The organism is Streptomyces sp. XH2 (assembly GCF_049725035.1).
GTDB lineage: Bacteria > Actinomycetota > Actinomycetes > Streptomycetales > Streptomycetaceae > Streptomyces > Streptomyces roseoverticillatus.
Genome location: NZ_JBMMMZ010000020.1, coordinates 11,100 through 26,827, shown reverse-complemented (window position 1 = coordinate 26,827; position 15,728 = coordinate 11,100). Strand labels below are relative to the sequence as shown.

13 protein-coding genes are annotated in these 15,728 nt (G+C 71.4%); 10 read left to right on the top strand and 3 right to left on the bottom strand.

Annotated features, from left to right (window positions below; all coding sequences use genetic code 11):
- Window positions 1-24 precede the first annotated feature (24 nt).
- Window positions 25-537, top strand: a complete 513-nt coding sequence (locus ACOTKD_RS33885) for a DUF4190 domain-containing protein (protein ID WP_424892843.1) — start codon at window positions 25-27, stop codon at window positions 535-537.
- A 148-nt stretch (window positions 538-685) separates the two neighbouring features.
- Window positions 686-2,209, top strand: coding sequence for a gamma-aminobutyraldehyde dehydrogenase (locus ACOTKD_RS33880; protein WP_424892842.1), 1,524 nt, complete (start codon window positions 686-688; stop codon window positions 2,207-2,209).
- 126 nt (window positions 2,210-2,335) lie between these two features.
- Here ACOTKD_RS33880 and ACOTKD_RS33875 read toward each other — a convergent pair whose 3' ends face one another.
- Complete coding sequence (locus tag ACOTKD_RS33875) at window positions 2,336-2,794, bottom strand: phospholipase (RefSeq protein WP_424892841.1); 459 nt, start codon at window positions 2,792-2,794, stop codon at window positions 2,336-2,338.
- A 393-nt stretch (window positions 2,795-3,187) separates the two neighbouring features.
- Between ACOTKD_RS33875 and ACOTKD_RS33870 the strand changes: the two genes are divergently transcribed.
- The 6 genes from ACOTKD_RS33870 to ACOTKD_RS33845 all read left to right on the top strand — a co-directional run bounded on the left by ACOTKD_RS33870 (window position 3,188) and on the right by ACOTKD_RS33845 (window position 8,822).
- Window positions 3,188-3,568, top strand: coding sequence for a hypothetical protein (locus ACOTKD_RS33870; RefSeq protein ID WP_424892840.1), 381 nt, complete (start codon window positions 3,188-3,190; stop codon window positions 3,566-3,568).
- Between the two features lie 109 nt (window positions 3,569-3,677).
- Complete coding sequence (locus ACOTKD_RS33865; protein WP_424892839.1) at window positions 3,678-4,841, top strand: ABC transporter ATP-binding protein; 1,164 nt, start codon at window positions 3,678-3,680, stop codon at window positions 4,839-4,841.
- Entirely contained in the window at window positions 4,841-5,761 is a 921-nt protein-coding gene (locus ACOTKD_RS33860) for an ABC transporter permease (RefSeq protein WP_424892838.1), read from the top strand. The genes ACOTKD_RS33865 and ACOTKD_RS33860 overlap by 1 nt, the downstream gene beginning before the upstream one ends.
- Entirely contained in the window at window positions 5,761-6,591 is an 831-nt protein-coding gene (locus tag ACOTKD_RS33855; protein ID WP_424892837.1) for an ABC transporter permease, read from the top strand. Before ACOTKD_RS33860 ends, ACOTKD_RS33855 begins: the two co-directional genes overlap by 1 nt.
- A gap of 4 nt (window positions 6,592-6,595) precedes the next feature.
- Window positions 6,596-8,008, top strand: a complete 1,413-nt coding sequence (locus ACOTKD_RS33850; protein WP_424892836.1) for an NAD(P)/FAD-dependent oxidoreductase — start codon at window positions 6,596-6,598, stop codon at window positions 8,006-8,008.
- A gap of 352 nt (window positions 8,009-8,360) precedes the next feature.
- Complete coding sequence (locus ACOTKD_RS33845) at window positions 8,361-8,822, top strand: hypothetical protein (protein ID WP_424892835.1); 462 nt, start codon at window positions 8,361-8,363, stop codon at window positions 8,820-8,822.
- On the opposite strand, the gene ACOTKD_RS33840 is transcribed toward ACOTKD_RS33845, so the two are convergent.
- Both ACOTKD_RS33840 and gabT read right to left on the bottom strand, forming a co-directional pair.
- A complete protein-coding gene (locus ACOTKD_RS33840) occupies window positions 8,749-9,291 on the bottom strand; it encodes a phosphatase PAP2 family protein (RefSeq protein WP_424892911.1) in 543 nt (180 codons plus the stop codon). The genes ACOTKD_RS33845 and ACOTKD_RS33840 overlap by 74 nt on opposite strands.
- A 609-nt stretch (window positions 9,292-9,900) precedes the next feature.
- Window positions 9,901-11,250, bottom strand: coding sequence for a 4-aminobutyrate--2-oxoglutarate transaminase (gene gabT / locus ACOTKD_RS33835; RefSeq protein ID WP_424892834.1), 1,350 nt, complete (start codon window positions 11,248-11,250; stop codon window positions 9,901-9,903).
- 458 nt (window positions 11,251-11,708) lie between these two features.
- On the opposite strand from gabT, the gene ACOTKD_RS33830 reads away from it, so the two are divergent.
- Both ACOTKD_RS33830 and ACOTKD_RS33825 read left to right on the top strand, forming a co-directional pair.
- The gene (locus tag ACOTKD_RS33830) at window positions 11,709-13,787 is read left to right on the top strand and encodes an ATP-binding protein (RefSeq protein ID WP_424892833.1); all 2,079 of its coding nucleotides are present in this window, start codon (window positions 11,709-11,711) and stop codon (window positions 13,785-13,787) included.
- 99 nt (window positions 13,788-13,886) lie between these two features.
- Window positions 13,887-15,542 (top strand): PucR family transcriptional regulator, encoded by a 1,656-nt coding sequence (locus ACOTKD_RS33825; RefSeq protein WP_424892832.1) that lies wholly within the window; start codon window positions 13,887-13,889, stop codon window positions 15,540-15,542.
- Window positions 15,543-15,728 lie beyond the last annotated feature (186 nt).

Genomic DNA, 15,728 nt, shown 5'->3' with positions numbered 1-15,728 from the left:
AGTTCAACGGAGGGGACATTTTTCATGTCTGACTACAACCAGAATCCCTATGGGGCGCCCCAGCAGCGACCCCAGCAGCCCCCGGTGCCGCCCCAGCAGCCCGGCTACGGTTACCCGAACCAGGCGGCGCAGCCTGCGCAGAGCGGATACCCCGGTCAGAGCGGCTATCCCGCACAGGCACCGAGCGCCTACCCGGCGCAGAGCGGCTACCCCTCCGCACCGCCCGTACAGGGCTACCCCGCAGGCGGCTACGCGGGCCCCATGCAGCCCAGCAACGGCATGGGAACCGCCGGCCTCGTCTGCGGCATCATCGGCGCGGTGTGCAGCCTCCTGGTCTTCCTCTGGTTCTTCGGGCTGATCCTGGGCATCCTCGGCATCATCTTCGGCGCCGTCGGCCGCTCCAAGGTCACGAAGGGCGAGGCGACCAACCGGAGCGCCGCGACCACCGGCATCGTCCTCGGCATCGTGGCCCTGGTGCTCCCCGTGCTGTGGTTCGCCTTCTTCGCGAGCCTGCTCGGCCTCGGCGCCGGGCTGTAGCCGGATCCCAGACCTTGCACCGATTCCGTCGCGGGAACTCGTAACTGCGACGGAATCCCTTGTTGGTTGCCCTCTCCTCTGTCAGGATCGGCCCCAATGCCCCTGTGCTGCGCAGCACTCAGGGATGCAGCCGGCGGAGGAGTGTGCGATGGGTGCGACGGAGCAGCGGTTCGACGCGGCGGGGCGGTTCGCCGGCGGTGCGCAGTACATCGGGGGGCGGCTGCGCCCGGGCACCTCGGGCCGTACGCACGCCGTCGTGGACCCTGCCACAGGCGAAGAGGTGCTTCGGTACGAGCTGGCCGGCCCGCAGGACGTGGACGCCGCCGTCGCGGCCGCCGAAGCCGCCTTTCCCGCATGGGGCGGGGCGACACCCGGGGAGCGCTCCGACGCACTGCACCGCTTCGCGGCCGCGCTCGCCGGCCGGGCGGCGGAGTTCGCCCGTGCGGAGTCCGCGCAGTGCGGCAAGCCGATCCGCCTCACCACCGAGTTCGACGTGCCGGGCACGGTGGACAACGCCGCCTTCTTCGCGGGCGCGGCGCGCCACTTGGAGGGCCGTTCCGCTGGCGAGTACAGCAGTGACCACACCTCCTACGTGCGCCGCGAGCCCATCGGCGTCGTGGGCTCCGTCGCCCCGTGGAACTATCCCCTCCAGATGGCTGCCTGGAAGGTCCTCCCTGCCGTCGCCGCAGGCAACACCATTGTGCTCAAGCCCGCCGAGCTGACGCCCCTGACGTCGTTGATGTTCGCCCAGGCGGCCACCGAAGCCGGCATCCCCGACGGTGTCGTGAACGTCGTCAGCGGAGCCGGCGCGGATGCCGGGGAGCGCCTCGTGGGCCATCCAGCCGTCGCCATGACGTCGTTCACCGGCTCCACGGCGGTCGGCCGACGGGTCGCCGAGATCGCGACCGGGACGGTCAAGCGGCTCCACCTCGAACTCGGTGGCAAGGCACCGTTCGTCGTCTTCGACGACGCAAACCTCGAAGCCGCGGTGCACGGGGCGGTCGCCGGAGCCCTCATCAACAGCGGGCAGGACTGCACCGCGGCCACCCGCGCCTACGTCCAGCGCCCCCTGTACGAGGCGTTCGTCTCCGGGGTGGCCGACCTGATGGCGTCCGTCCGCCTCGGCGATCCCTTCGACCCCGCCACGGACCTCGGTCCGCTGGTTTCGTACGCTCAGCGAGACCGCGTCGCGGGATTCGTCGAACGGGCGCGTACGTATGCCGCCGTCGTCACCGGCGGTGCGGCGCCGGCGGGGGAACTGGCGAAGGGCGCGTACTACCTCCCCACGCTCATCACGGGCGCTCCCCAGGACAGCGAGATCGTGCAGGACGAGGTGTTCGGCCCCGTGCTCGTCGTGCTGCCCTTCGACAGCGACGACGAGGGCATCGCGCTCGCCAACGACACGCCGTACGGGCTGGCGGCGTCCGCATGGAGCCGTGACGTCTACCGCACGGGGCGGGCCACCCGGGAGATCAGGGCGGGCTGTGTATGGGTCAACGACCACATCCCGATCGTCAGCGAGATGCCCCACGGCGGGTGCCGGGCGTCGGGCTGCGGAAAGGACATGTCCGCCTATTCATTCGAGGAATACACCCAGATCAAGCACGTCATGTCCGACAACACGGCTGTTGCCCGGAAGTCATGGCACCGAACCGTGTTCTCGCTGGGCTGATGTCCCGTTCCTTGCACCGGCCGACGAAATTCCGCCCGGCCGAGCCTCGATCGGCCGGATTGCGGTCGGCGTGCCCGTGCCCGGACGGCGTACCCCGGATTCCGGCCGGACGAATGCAGGCCGCCCTCAGGGACCGCCGTGCTCGCGGACCTTCCCGTAATAGACCCCGGCCCAGTACTCGCAGCTGCCGACCTTCTTCTTCTCCACGGTGCGGCAATAGGCGTGCAAGTCCGCCCTGAAATTTTTGTCGATGGCGAGACGCGTGTCGTGGTCGAAACGGCCCTGCCTCTTGTAGTTCCGGTAGCCGAAGTCGTGGCGCTGGCACGACGGCAGGAAGCCGAAGCCCATGGGCCGGTCCGGGGCCCAGGAGCAGCCGTCCGACGACCAGTCGAGCTGCTCGGTGCGGCCGGCGTCATTGCGTACGGACTGGAACCTCTCCATGGAAGAGGCGAAGAGCAGCTTGTCGGTATATGCCTGGAGCGGAGGTCTCGGTGATGGTTCGGCAAGGGCCGGTTCGGCCGTGGCCCCCGTGAGCAGGGCGGCGCCGAGCGCCGCGGCAGTCGTCAGCGTTTTTCGGTAACCCAACGAATTCCCCGTTCTGTGTTGCGAGCGGTATTGGTGCTGCCCGCTCGCTTCCCCGTGTGCTGATGTACGCGGAGCCGCCATATGGACAGGGGCCTGATCGCGTGATCAATGCGCGCCGCGGAACTGTTGCGTAACCAAAAGGAAACAGTGGAATCCCTTGTTCAGTGCCGTTTACTCTGTCAGGATCCTCGCTCAAAGTCCGTCGCAGCTACGGAAAGGGCACCTCGTATGGAGCGCTACCAGCCACGGACCGTGGTGAATCACCGGGCCCTGCTGCGCACGGGCGGAGCGGGCGCGCTCGCCTCAGGCGGGCCCTTGGTCATGGCAGGATCCGCCGCTTCACCGGTCACGACTGCACAAGCGACCTCAACTACGGCGACATCGCCGCCTGCATTGCCTGAGCGAGGGATCCCATCCGGCTCCAGGCCGACCGCACCGGCATCCAGTACGCGATGCCGGACGCGGGCTGCACGTTTTCCAGCGACAATCTTCTGGACCCCCGCAACACCCGCCACCAAGAGGAACGCCGAGCGCCTCATCGACCGCTACTGCTACCAGCCGAAGGCCGCCGTACGACTCGCCGCCGCCATCAGCTGCGCCGTCCCCGTAGCCGGGCTGCGGGACGGGCTCGCGAAGACCGGCAAGGCACCGGCCGGCAACAGCCTGATCGTCCCCAGTGCGGCGATGACGGCGAAGGCCCATGCCTTCCACACCCTGACCACCGCCGAGGGCGAGGCGTTCGAGGCCGCATTCTCCGGGCTCGCCGGCGCCTGATCCGCCGAAACGGACCACCGGCGCGGCGCCCGCCCCGGACATATGAGAACGTACGCGGCTGTACGTGCCGTACGCGCTCACGCCCTCGAGACCCCTGGACCGAAGAACCATGACAGCAACCGCCCCGACCGACAGCAGCAGCGGCACGGACGTCCGCCTCACCGCCATCAGCAAGAGCTACGGCGCCTTCACCGCCGTCCACCCGCTCGACCTGTCCGTCCCCGCCGGCTCCTTCTTCGCCCTCCTCGGCGCCTCGGGCTGCGGCAAGACCACCACTCTGCGCATGATCGCCGGCCTGGAGCAGCCCACCACCGGCGCTGTGGAACTCGCCGGCAAGGACGTCACCGCCCTCCCTCCGCACAAGCGCCCCGTCAACACCGTCTTCCAGAGCTACGCGCTCTTCCCGCACCTCGACATCTACGAGAACGTCGCCTTCGGCCTGCGCCGCCGCGGCATCAAGTCCGTCAAGAAGCAGGTCGGCGACATGCTCGACCTCGTCCAGCTCGGCGACTTCGCCCGCCGCAAGCCCCACCAGCTCTCCGGCGGCCAGCAGCAGCGCGTCGCCGTCGCCCGCGCCCTGATCAACCACCCCCAGGTGCTCCTCCTCGACGAGCCTCTCGGCGCCCTCGACCTCAAGCTGCGCCGCCAGATGCAGCTCGAGCTCAAGCGCATCCAGACCGAGGTCGGCATCACCTTCATCCACGTCACCCACGACCAGGAAGAGGCCATGACGATGGCCGACACGGTCGCGGTCATGAACGCCGGCCGGGTCGAACAGCTCGGCGCCCCCGCCGACCTCTACGAGACCCCCCGCACCACCTTCGTCGCCAACTTCCTCGGCACCTCGAACCTCATCACCGCCGAGGCCCTCGACACCTCCGGCGAGACCCTCGTCCTGCGCGCCGCGGATACCAAACTCGCCCTGCCTCGTGCGCGATGTACCACCGCCCCCCGTGCGGGCGGGAAGCTCCTCATCGGGATACGGCCGGAGAAGATCACCCTCACGCACGCCGACGACGCCGGCACCATCCCCGAGGGGCGCAACCGCGTCCACGGCCGCATCACCGCCTCCAGCTTCATCGGCGTCTCCACCCAGTACCTCGTCGACAGCCCGGTGGCCACGGGGCTCTCCGTCTACGAGCAGAACATCGAGCGCGACAGCCGCCTCATGCCGGGCGCCGACGTCGTCCTGCACTGGAACCCCGGACACAGTTTCGGACTGGACGCAGCGCAGAGCATCGAGGCCGGCACGGACGCGGGGGAGGGCACCTGATGGCACTCGTCACCGACAAGCCCCCCGCGCCCCGTGCGGCCTCCCGCACGACCGCACGAGGCGGGAAGCCCACCCCGTACTGGCTCCTGCTCCCCGGCATCCTCTGGCTGCTCGTCTTCTTCGCCGCCCCGCTCGTCTACCAGGCGTCCACCTCCGTACAGACCGGCTCCCTCGAAGAGGGCTTCCAGGTCACCTGGCACTTCGCCACGTACTGGGACGCGCTGACCGAGTACTACCCCCAGTTCCTGCGCTCCGTGGCCTACGCCGCGACCGCCACCGCGCTCTGCCTCGCCCTCGGCTACCCGCTGGCCTACCTCATCGCCTTCAAAGCCGGCCGCTGGCGCAACGTCCTGATGATCCTCGTCATCGCGCCGTTCTTCACCAGCTTCCTGATCCGCACCCTCGCCTGGAAGACGATCCTCTCCGACGGCGGCCCCGTCGTCTCCGCGCTCGCGAGCCTGCACGTTCTCGACGTCACCAACGCCCTCGGCGTCACCGAGGGGCACCGCGTCCTCGCCACGCCCCTTGCCGTCGTCTGCGGCCTGACCTACAACTTCCTGCCCTTCATGATCCTGCCGCTGTACACCTCGCTGGAGCGCATCGACGCACGGCTGCACGAGGCGGCCGGCGACCTCTACGCGCGGCCGCTGACCACCTTCCGCAAGGTGACCTTCCCGCTCTCCATGCCCGGAGTCGTCGCCGGCACGCTGCTCACCTTCATCCCCGCCACGGGCGACTACATCAACGCCGAGCTGCTCGGCTCCACCGACCAGAAGATGATCGGCAACGTCATCCAGTCCCAGTTCCTGCGCGTCCTGGACTACCCGACCGCCGCCGCCCTGTCCTTCATCCTCATGGCCGCCATCCTCGCCATGGTCACCGTCTACATCCGCAAGTCCGGGACGGAGGACCTGGTCTGATGACAGCTACGCCCGCCCGCCAGGCCGTCCTTTCCAGCCGCCCCGTGCGGTGGCTCCGCCACAACCTCGTCGTGCTCGCGGGGCTGGCCACACTGGCCTATCTCGTGCTGCCCAACGTCGTCGTCACCGTCTTCTCGTTCAACAAGCCCAACGGCCGCTTCAACTACGAGTGGCAGCGCTTCTCCACCGACGCCTGGACCGACCCGTGCGGCGTCGCCGACCTGTGTGGCTCCCTCTCGCTCAGCCTGCAGATCGCCGTCTGGGCGACCGTGGGGGCCACCGTCCTGGGTACGGCGCTCGCCTTTGCGCTCGCCCGCTACCGCTTCCGCGCCCGGTCCTCCGTCAGCACCCTGATCTTCCTGCCGATGGCCATGCCCGAGGTCGTCATGGCCGCCTCGCTGGCCACCCTCTTCCTCAACATGGGCGTCACCTTCGGCTTCTGGACCATCCTGATCGCCCACATCACCTTCTGCCTGAGCTTCGTGGTGACGGCCGTCAAGGCCCGGGTGATGTCCATGGACCCCCGGCTCGAACAAGCCGCCCAGGACCTCTACGCCACCCCGCTGCAGACCTTCCTGCGGGTCACCCTCCCGATCGCCGCCCCGGGCATCGTGGCGGGCGCCCTGCTCTCCTTCGCCCTGTCCTTCGACGACTTCATCATCACCAACTTCAACGCCGGCTCGACTGTGACCTTCCCCATGTTCGTCTGGGGATCCGCACAACGGGGCACACCCGTTCAAATCAATGTCATCGGAACGGCGATGTTCGCCGTCGCCGTGCTGTGCGTCCTTGCTGGTCAGCTGATCGGCGGGCGCCGAAAAAGGAGCTGAGAACATGGCCGCTCGTGCCATGAACCCTGTCCAAGCACTCTCTGACGCCGCTCCCCGGCCCTACTGGCTCGACGACCCCTCCCGGCCGGAGGCGCTCCCCGCGCTCGTCGGCGACGAGCACTGCGACCTGCTCGTCGTCGGCGGCGGATACTCCGGACTGTGGACCGCGCTCCTCGCCAAGGAGCGCGACCCCGGCCGGGACGTCGTCCTCATCGAGGCCCAGGAGACCGGCTGGGCGGCCTCAGGCCGCAACGGCGGCTTCTGCTCCGCCTCCCTCACCCACGGCTGGGCCAATGGCGCCTCACGGTGGCCTGACGAGCTCGCCGCCCTCCACGAACTCGGCCTCGGCAACCTCGACGGCATCGAGGCCACTCTCACCCGGTACGGCATCGACTGCGACTTCGAACGCACGGGTGAGATCGACATCGCCACCGCCCCGCACCAGGTGCACGAGCTCCAGGAGGCCGCCGAGGAGCTCGATGCCCTCGGCCTCACAGGCTACGAGTACCTCGACAAGGACTCCCTGCGCGCCGAAGTCCACTCCCCGACCTTCCTGGCCGGGCTCTGGGACCGCGACGGGGTCGCGATGCTCCACCCCGCCCGGCTCGCATGGGGCCTCAAGCGCGCCTGCACGGAGCTCGGAGTGCGCATCTACGAGCACACGCCCGGGACCGAACTGTCCTCCCGTGCCGCCGGCCTCGCCGTCCGCACCCCGTACGGGCGCGTCTACGCCCGCCACGCAGCCCTGGGCACCAACGCCTTCCCCTCACTGGTCAAGCGCGTCCGCCCCTACATCGCGCCCGTCTACGACTACGCCCTGATGACGGAGCCGCTGAACGCCGAACAGCTCGCGGCCGTCGGATGGAAGGGCCGGCAGGGGCTCGGGGACGCAGCCAACCACTTCCACTACTTCCGCATCACGCCCGACCACCGCATCCTGTGGGGCGGCTACGACATCGTGTACCACTACGGCGGCGGCGTCCGGTCGGAGTACGACCACCACCCGGCCACGTACCAGAAGCTCGCCGAGCACTTCTTCCGCTGCTTCCCGCAGCTCGAGGACGTGCGCTTCACCCACAGCTGGGGCGGCGCCATCGACACCTGCTCGCGCTTCTCGGCCTTCTTCGGCACGGCGCACGGGGGCAAGGTCGCCTACGCCCTCGGCTACACGGGGCTGGGCGTCGGCGCCACCCGCTTCGGCGCCGACGTGATGCTCGACCTGCTCTCGGGGGAACGCACGGAGCGCACCGAGCTGGCCATGGTGCGCAGCAAGCCGCTGCCGTTCCCGCCCGAACCGGTGCGCTCCATGGGCATCGGCATCACCCAGTGGTCGATGACGAAGGCCGACGAGAACGGCGGGCGACGCAACCTCTGGCTCAAGGCGATGGACAAGGTCGGCCTGGGTTTCGACAGCTGAGGGAGGAGGCCGGGGCTGAGAGCGGCCGGGCGGGGCATGGAGCGGGGCCGTACGCAGGCGGGCGCGTCGGCCTCATGCGGTGGGGCCGCGCCCGGCCTCATGCGGCAGCGCTGCGGCGGGTAGTGCTGATGATGCGTCCCGTGCGTCGGCCTCATGCGCGTCTCGTGCGTCGGCCTCATGCGCATGCCGCCCGGCGCCCCATGCGCGGCCTCCAGGCGCGTTGGGTCACGCCGTCCTGCGGACAGTGAACCCTTCACCTCCACCCGTTCCGGAATCCCGCGTAATGATCCGCACTCCGGGGCCTCTCCATCCGTGAACGCAGAACGAGCGAACACGGAACGGAGGCACTGCCATGAGTGACGACGCGGGGAGGCCGAGCGCGGTGGAGTGGCTGGCGACGGCGGCACCCGATCCGGGGACCTGCCGGTGGGAGTGGGAGCGCAACCCCCTCGGGGTGACGCTGCTGCCCGCCGGCAGGATCTGGGACGTCCTCATTCTCTCCAGCGAACTGGGCCGCCCCACGCTGGAGATCCTGTCCCGCTGTACGGACCGGCTGGGCCCTGTCCTGGCGGACTTCGGCGACTGCCGCATGGGCTTCTTCGTGCCCCCGGGCACCGCTGCAGGATGGATCGCCACGGGCGTGCGCGCCGCCGGCACCGGCAGCTGGATCGTCGTGCCTCACCCGGCGCGTGCCGCCTCAGGCGTCCGGTGGGTGGTCCCGCCCGACGGTACCGGCACGCTCACCGACCCCGTACTGCTGGAGCTGTCGATGCATGAGGCGGCCGTGACCCTCGCCCGTGACCGGGACGCATGAGGGCCTGTGCCAGGCCCCACAGCAGTACGCCGGACAGGCACCAGGCGCCCACCACGTCGAGCGGCCAGTGGTAGCCGCACCGCACCAGGCCGGCCGCAACACCCGCGTTCAGGAGGACGTAGGCCACCACTGCCAACGCGCGCGTGCGCGCGTGGCGGTCGCGAGGCTTCAGCCGCGAGGGGCGCGCATGAGGCGGGGCGCTGCCGAGAGGAGAGCCGGCATGAGGCGCGATACGGGCGCAAGCCGCATGAGGCGGCTGCGGAGAGACGCCGGCATGGGGCCGCGCCCGTGACACGGAGGCGAGGGGCGACATGAGCAGCAGGAGGGCAGCCCCGTACGCGACTGCGGCGGTGGCCGTATGGCCTGAAGGAAAGAAGCCGTCGTGCACGCCGGACGCCGTCATGGCCGGTGGCCCCGTGCGGCCTATCCAGGCCTTTACGGGCACGATCACGGCCGGGACGGCCGCCATCGCGAGAGCCGCCCACACAGACGGCAGCCACGGCCTGGGCCGGTGCCGGCGGCGCGGCAGCAGCACGGAAGCGGCCATGGCGACGATCAGTACGGGCACCGCGACCGACGTGTTGCCGAGATCGGCGAGGAACTGCGCGGCGCCGCCAGGGGCGGACGAAGCCGCGACCGTACGACCGAGGTCCTCGTCGAGCGCCCGCAAGGGGCCACGGGCCGCAACCTGCCAGGTGATCAGAACGAAGAGCAGTACGCACAGCGCCGGAAAAATGCCGCGCATGAGGCGGTGGCGCCATGCCGGCGGCCCCGGAACAGGGGGGGAGGTTCCGAGGCCGCCGTGAGGACCGGGGTGCCGCGCGCCCCGGGGGGTATGGGGCGGGCGGCCATCCGATCGGTGAGGATGTCCGGAGCACAGGGCTCCAGTGGTGTGCGCGAAGGCACGGCCGGGTCGGCACTGGGGACGTACCGGCTCGGCTCCGCCCGCAGTCCCCTGCGGACGAGGTGTTTCTCTCATCTGCAGAAACCGTACGGCAGGCCGGGCGGTCCGGACAGCCGGATCACCCCTCCACCACCCGCTCCGCACAGGTTCTTCACCCTCGTCCGCCCGCCGTGGCTACAGGCGGGCGAAGGCGGCCTCGATGATGTCCAGGCCCTCGTTGAGCAGGTCCTCGCCGATGACCAGCGGCGGCAGGAAGCGCAGCACGTTGCCGTAGGTGCCGCACGTGAGGACGATCAGGCCCTCCGCGTGGCAGGCCTTGGCGAGGGCGCCGGCGGCCTCCGGGTTGGCGTCCTTGCTGCCCGACTTCACCAGCTCGATCGCGATCATCGCGCCGCGTCCGCGGATGTCGCCGATGATGTCGAACTTCTCCTGCATGGCGGAGAGGCGGCCCTTCATGACCTCCTCGATGCGCTTGGCCTTCGCGTTGAGGTCCATCTCGCGCATGGTCTCGATCGAGCCGAGCGCCGCCGCGCAGGCCACCGGGTTGCCGCCGTACGTGCCGCCCAGGCCGCCCGCGTGCGCCGCGTCCATGATCTCCGCGCGGCCGGTCACGGCGGCGAGCGGCAGACCGCCCGCGATGCCCTTGGCGGTGGTGATCAGGTCGGGGACGATGCCCTCGTCCTCGCACGCGAACCACTGCCCCGTGCGGCAGAAGCCGGACTGGATCTCATCCGCGACGAAGACGATGCCGTTGTCCTTCGCGAACTGCGCGATGCGCGGCAGGAAGCCCTTGGCGGGCTCGATGAAGCCGCCCTCGCCCAGCACCGGCTCGATGATGATCGCGGCGATGTTGTCGGCGCCGACCTGCTTGGTCATGGCGTCGATGGCCTGGGCCGCGGCCTCCTCGGCGCAGTTCTCCGGGCCGGTGGGCCAGCGGTAGCCGTACGCCACCGGCACGCGGTAGACCTCGGGGGCGAACGGGCCGAAGCCGTGCTTGTACGGCATGTTCTTGGCGGTGAGCGCCATCGTCAGGTTCGTACGGCCGTGGTAGCCGTGGTCGAAGACGACGACGGCCTGGCGCTTGGTGTACGCGCGGGCGATCTTCACCGCGTTCTCGACGGCCTCGGCGCCCGAGTTGAACAGCGCGGACTTCTTGGCGTGGTCACCCGGCGTCAGCTCGGCGAGCTGCTCGCAGACCTCCACGTAGCCCTCGTAGGGGGTCACCATGAAACAGGTGTGGGTGAAGTCGGCGAGCTGCGCGGTCGCACGGCGCACCACGGCCTCGGCGGAGCTGCCGACCGAGGTCACGGCGATGCCGGAGCCGAAGTCGATCAGGGAGTTGCCGTCCACGTCCTCGAGCACGCCACCGCCGGCGCGCTTGGTGAACACCGGCAGCGTCAGGCCGACGCCGCCCGCGACGGCCGCGTTCTTCCGGGCGAGCAGCTCCTGCGACTTCGGGCCGGGGATCGCGGTGACGATGCGGCGCTCCTGGGGGAGGGCCGGGCCTCCGGTCAGTTCGGTCATGAGGTGCTCCAGGGGGAGAGAACGGGCTTCGGACGGACTTTTAGTCGCAGGCTAGGGGCGGCGGCGGGGGTCGGGCATGCTCCGTTCGGGAGAAGTGGGCGCGTCGCGTTGTCCGTACCGGACATGGCGGGGCGCATCAGGCCCGCCTGCACGCTCCCGGGTGATCACGAGGATGGCACGGCCCGGGGCGCTGAACTCGCCACGGTGGGCCACTAGATTGAGCTGCGGCGCGCACTCACACAACAAGCATGAAGCCGGCCGGCGGGGGGCGAGGGGCAGCGATGGAGCACGAGGGCACGTACGACGCACCGGGTGCACGAGGCGGCACGCCTGGGGCGGCGGAGGCGCCTGCCCAGGCGGCCGGGGCCCCGCCCCTGCCGCCGCAGCACTCGGGCCTGCCGGTGCCGCCACCCATGCCTCATGCCGCACCCTCCGTGCCGCAGGGGGCGCCTCCCCCCATGCCCGTCGAGGCCCCGCCCCGGCCTCGTGCCGTGCCCCAGCGGCCCGGGAGGGAGCCTGGGGCGGCTTCGCGCGACCGGTCCCCGTTCCTCACCTGGCTCCGCGCGTCGCGCGTCTCCGCCGGGCCCGGCATCTGGGCGTACGGCTACCACCCCAAGCCGCCCGAGGAGCCGGACCGCATCCCCGGGCGGCAGCTCCTCAGCGGGGCGGTCATCGCCCTCCTGTGCGGCTGGCTGCTGGGATCGCTGCTCTGGAACGGCTACCTCGGCATGTACTGGCTCTGGCCCCTGACCGTCCTGACCCCCGACTCCTGGCACCGGGGCATGGCGGCGGTGTGGACCGTCTACATCTACTACGCCATCTGCCTCGGCGCCCTCCTCTACGTCTTCGGCCGCCTGGGGCGCTGGCCGCAGGTCTGGCGGCGGTACGCCGCCCCGCTGCTCTCGCGGCTGTGGGACGACGGCGGTGTCATCCCTGCCGCCGTGGGAGGCGGCCCCCGCCAGGACCCCGCCGACTGGCCGCAGCTCCGCGCCGCGGGTGCGCATGAGGCCGCCGACCGGCTCGCCGCGGAGGCCCGCGCCGGGCTGATGAACGACGTCGACCACTCCCGCATCGAGCGCGCGTGGCAGTCCGTACGCGTGCAGCCCGGGCGGCTCGCCGCCTTCACCGAAACCGTTCTGCGGCACGGGGCGGCCGCCTGCGCGCATCCCTCCGGTGCGCGCGACCTGCCTGTCCGTGCCGCCCGCCACGACCTTGTCACCCGGCAGGTGCGCATCGGTGCTGCCGTGGAGGACGAGCGCAATCCGTATGTGCACCGAGGCGCGGGATACGCCCTCGACCCCGGCCTGCTCGGCACGTCCCTGCTCGCCGTCGGCCCGCCCGGCAGCGGCAAGACCGACCGTCTGGTCCGCCCCGTGCTGGAGTCGCAGTGCCTGCAAGCCCTGGCCGGCCGGGCGGCCGTCGTCGCGGTCGGCGCGGCGGGGGCGGGACTGGCGCCCGACGAGGCGTTCGACGTCGTGGTGCGGATCGGCCGGCAGGACTCCGCGTACGACCTCGACCTGTACGGCGGCACCGACGACCCCGACGAGGCCGCCGCCGTCCTCGCCGAAGGGCTCGTGGGCGACCTCACCGCCACACTGCCGGGCGAGGGCGGGCGCCGGGCCGCAACGGTGCTGGCCCAGATCCTCGGCCCTTACCGCGCCGCCCACGGCCGTTTCCCGTCCGTCCCCGAACTGCGGGAGCTCCTGGACGGCTCACCCGCCGCGGTAGGCGCCCTGCGCGCCGCCCTCGTGGACGCGGGGCACGAGGCCCTCGTCCGGGAGATCGACGCGCGGGAGCGGCAGGCGCACCGGCCCGGCGACGCCGGCCCCATGCTCGCCGACCGCCTCGCGCTCCTCGACCGCCCCGCCTTCGCCCGCTTCTTCGACACCACCGACCCCTCCCGCACCTTCTCCCTGCGCGCCCTGGAACACCCCCTGCGCGTCCGGATCGACCTGCCCGAACGCGGGCACGCCGAGGCGTCGCGGATGCTGGCCCGGCTCGTCCTCGCCCAGTTCACGGAGTGCGCGGTCGCCCGGGGAGACCGTTCCCTCTTCGCCTGCCTCGTGCTCGACGACGCCACCCACGCCGTCACTCCCGAGGCGGTACGGGGCCTCGCGCGGCTCCGTTCCGCGAACGCCGGGGCACTGCTCACCCTCCGCACGCTCGACGACGTGCCCGAGTCCCTGCGCAGTGCGCTGCTGGGCGCTGTCGGCTGCCGCATGGCCTTCTCCGGGATCACCACGTGGGACGGGGCGCGCTTCGCGGAGGTGTGGGGCAAGGAATGGGTGGAGACCCGTGACGTCACCGACCGTCAGGTCATCGCCCACGAGCCGCTGACCCGCGTTACCCATGTGGTGCGCAGGCTGGTCACGGGGCGGGCGGTCACAGCCCAGTCGGTGACGGTGCGCAAGGTGGAGCGGGAACGCTGGTCCGCCTCCGAGCTGGCGCACGGTGTGCCCGCGGGGCACGCCGTGCTGTCGGTGACCTCCGTACGGGGGAGCAGCGCGCCTCCGGTGCTGATCGATCTGCAGCGGTGAAGCGGTCCTGTTCCCCGTGATTGCTCCACTGAGGCAGAATCGGTTGCAGCAGTTCATACGCGGCGGCACTGTTGTCGCGACGCCCCCTCCGAAGGTGCCATGCCCCCCACGCTTGCTTCACTCGTCCACCACTCCGCGCTGAAACTCACCGTGCTCGCGGGGGAGGACCGGCTGGACAGGCCGGTCCGCTGGGCGCACGTCAGCGAGCTGGCCGACCCGGTGCCGTGGATGGACGGCGGCGAGCTGCTCCTGATCACCGCGTTGAAGATCGACGCGGAGGATCCGGAGGCCATGCGGCAGTACGTCCGCCGCCTCGTGCGCGCCGGCGTCGTGGGCCTGGGCTTCGCGGTCGGTGTCAACTACGAGACAGTGCCCGGAGCCCTGGTCGACGCTGCTGCCGAGGAAGGCCTGCCACTGCTGGAGGTGCCCCGGCGCACGCCGTTCATCGCCATCACCAAGGCCGTGTCCGCAGCCATCGCGGCCGATCAGTACCGGGCGGTGACCGCCGGTTTCGAGGCCCAGCGCGAGCTCACCCGGGCCGCCCTCGGGCCGGACGGCCCGGCCGCCCTCGTCGCCAGGCTGGCCGCACACCTCGACGGCTGGGCGGCGCTGTACGACGCCTCAGGCGGGCTTGTCGCGGCGGCGCCCGAGTGGGCCGTGCGCCGTGCCGCGCGCCTCGGAGCGGACGTCGAGCGGCTGCGTGAGCGCCCCGCGCCCGCGACCGCCGTCCTGGGAACGGATCCTTCCGAGGAGGGAGCAGACCGGGTCGAACTGCAGTCCCTCGGCTCCGGGCGGCGCGCACGCGGAGTCCTCGCCGTCGGGACGGGCGCGCCCCTGGGCACCGCCGAACGCTACGCCGTGCATTCCGCCATCGCCCTGCTCACCCTCACCACCGAGCGCTCCCGGGCCCTGCAGGAGGCGGAGCAGCGGCTGGGCGCGGCGCTGCTGCGCATGCTGCTGGCCGGCGAACCCGATCACGCGCGGGCCGTGGCCGGCGATCTGTACGGCAGCCTTCTGGACGCGCCGTTCCGGATGATCGTCGCCGAGGCGGTGGAGGCGCCCGCCGACATCGACGCTGCGGCTCCCGAGGAGGAGCCCGAAGCCCCTGTGGACCCCCTCGCGGTCCTCGCGGACACCCTGGAGACCGCGGCGGGCCGGGTGGCGGAGCCGCTGCTGGTCGTCCCGGACGGGGGGCGGCTCGTCGTCCTTGCGCCCGACGGCGGAGCGGTGGCCGCCGCATGCGGGGAACACGCCCGCGCCATAGAGACACGGCGCGGGACGAAGACCCGCCCGCGGGACCGCAGCACCGCGGCCCCCGCCTGCGACCTCGTCATGGGCCTCTCCGCCCCCGCGGGACCCATCGCCTCGGCGGCGGCCTTCCGCCAGGCGGAGCAGGCCCTGTCCGTCGCGCGCCGCCGCGGCAGGGTCCTCGTCGAGCACGAGGAGGTCGCCGCCGGTTCCGTTCTGCCGCTCCTCGCGGACGACGCCGTACGCGCCTTTGCGGACGGCATGCTGCGGGCCCTGCACGAACACGACGCCACGGGCCGCGGCGACCTCGTCGCCTCCTTGCGGGCCTGGCTTTCCCGTCACGGCCAGTGGGACGCGGCAGCGGCGGACCTCGGCGTCCACCGTCACACCCTCCGCTACCGCATGCGCAGGGTGGAGGAGATCCTGGGCCGGTCACTCGATGACCCGGACGTCCGCATGGAGCTGTGGCTGGCCTTGAAGGCGACGACGGCCTCAGGCCAGGAGTGACGGCGGCCTCGGGTTAGGAGTGACGGTGGCCTGAGGCCGGGCACCGGCGACGGCCAGGCCCGGAGGGCGGCGAGGGGCCTCAGGCGGCGGGCGGGGCCGCCTCAGGCCCAGGCGCCGGCCTCCTGGGCGGGAAGCCGGCAGATGAAAGCCGGCAGCCCGGCCAAGGCGGCCCCGGGGCAGGAGCGA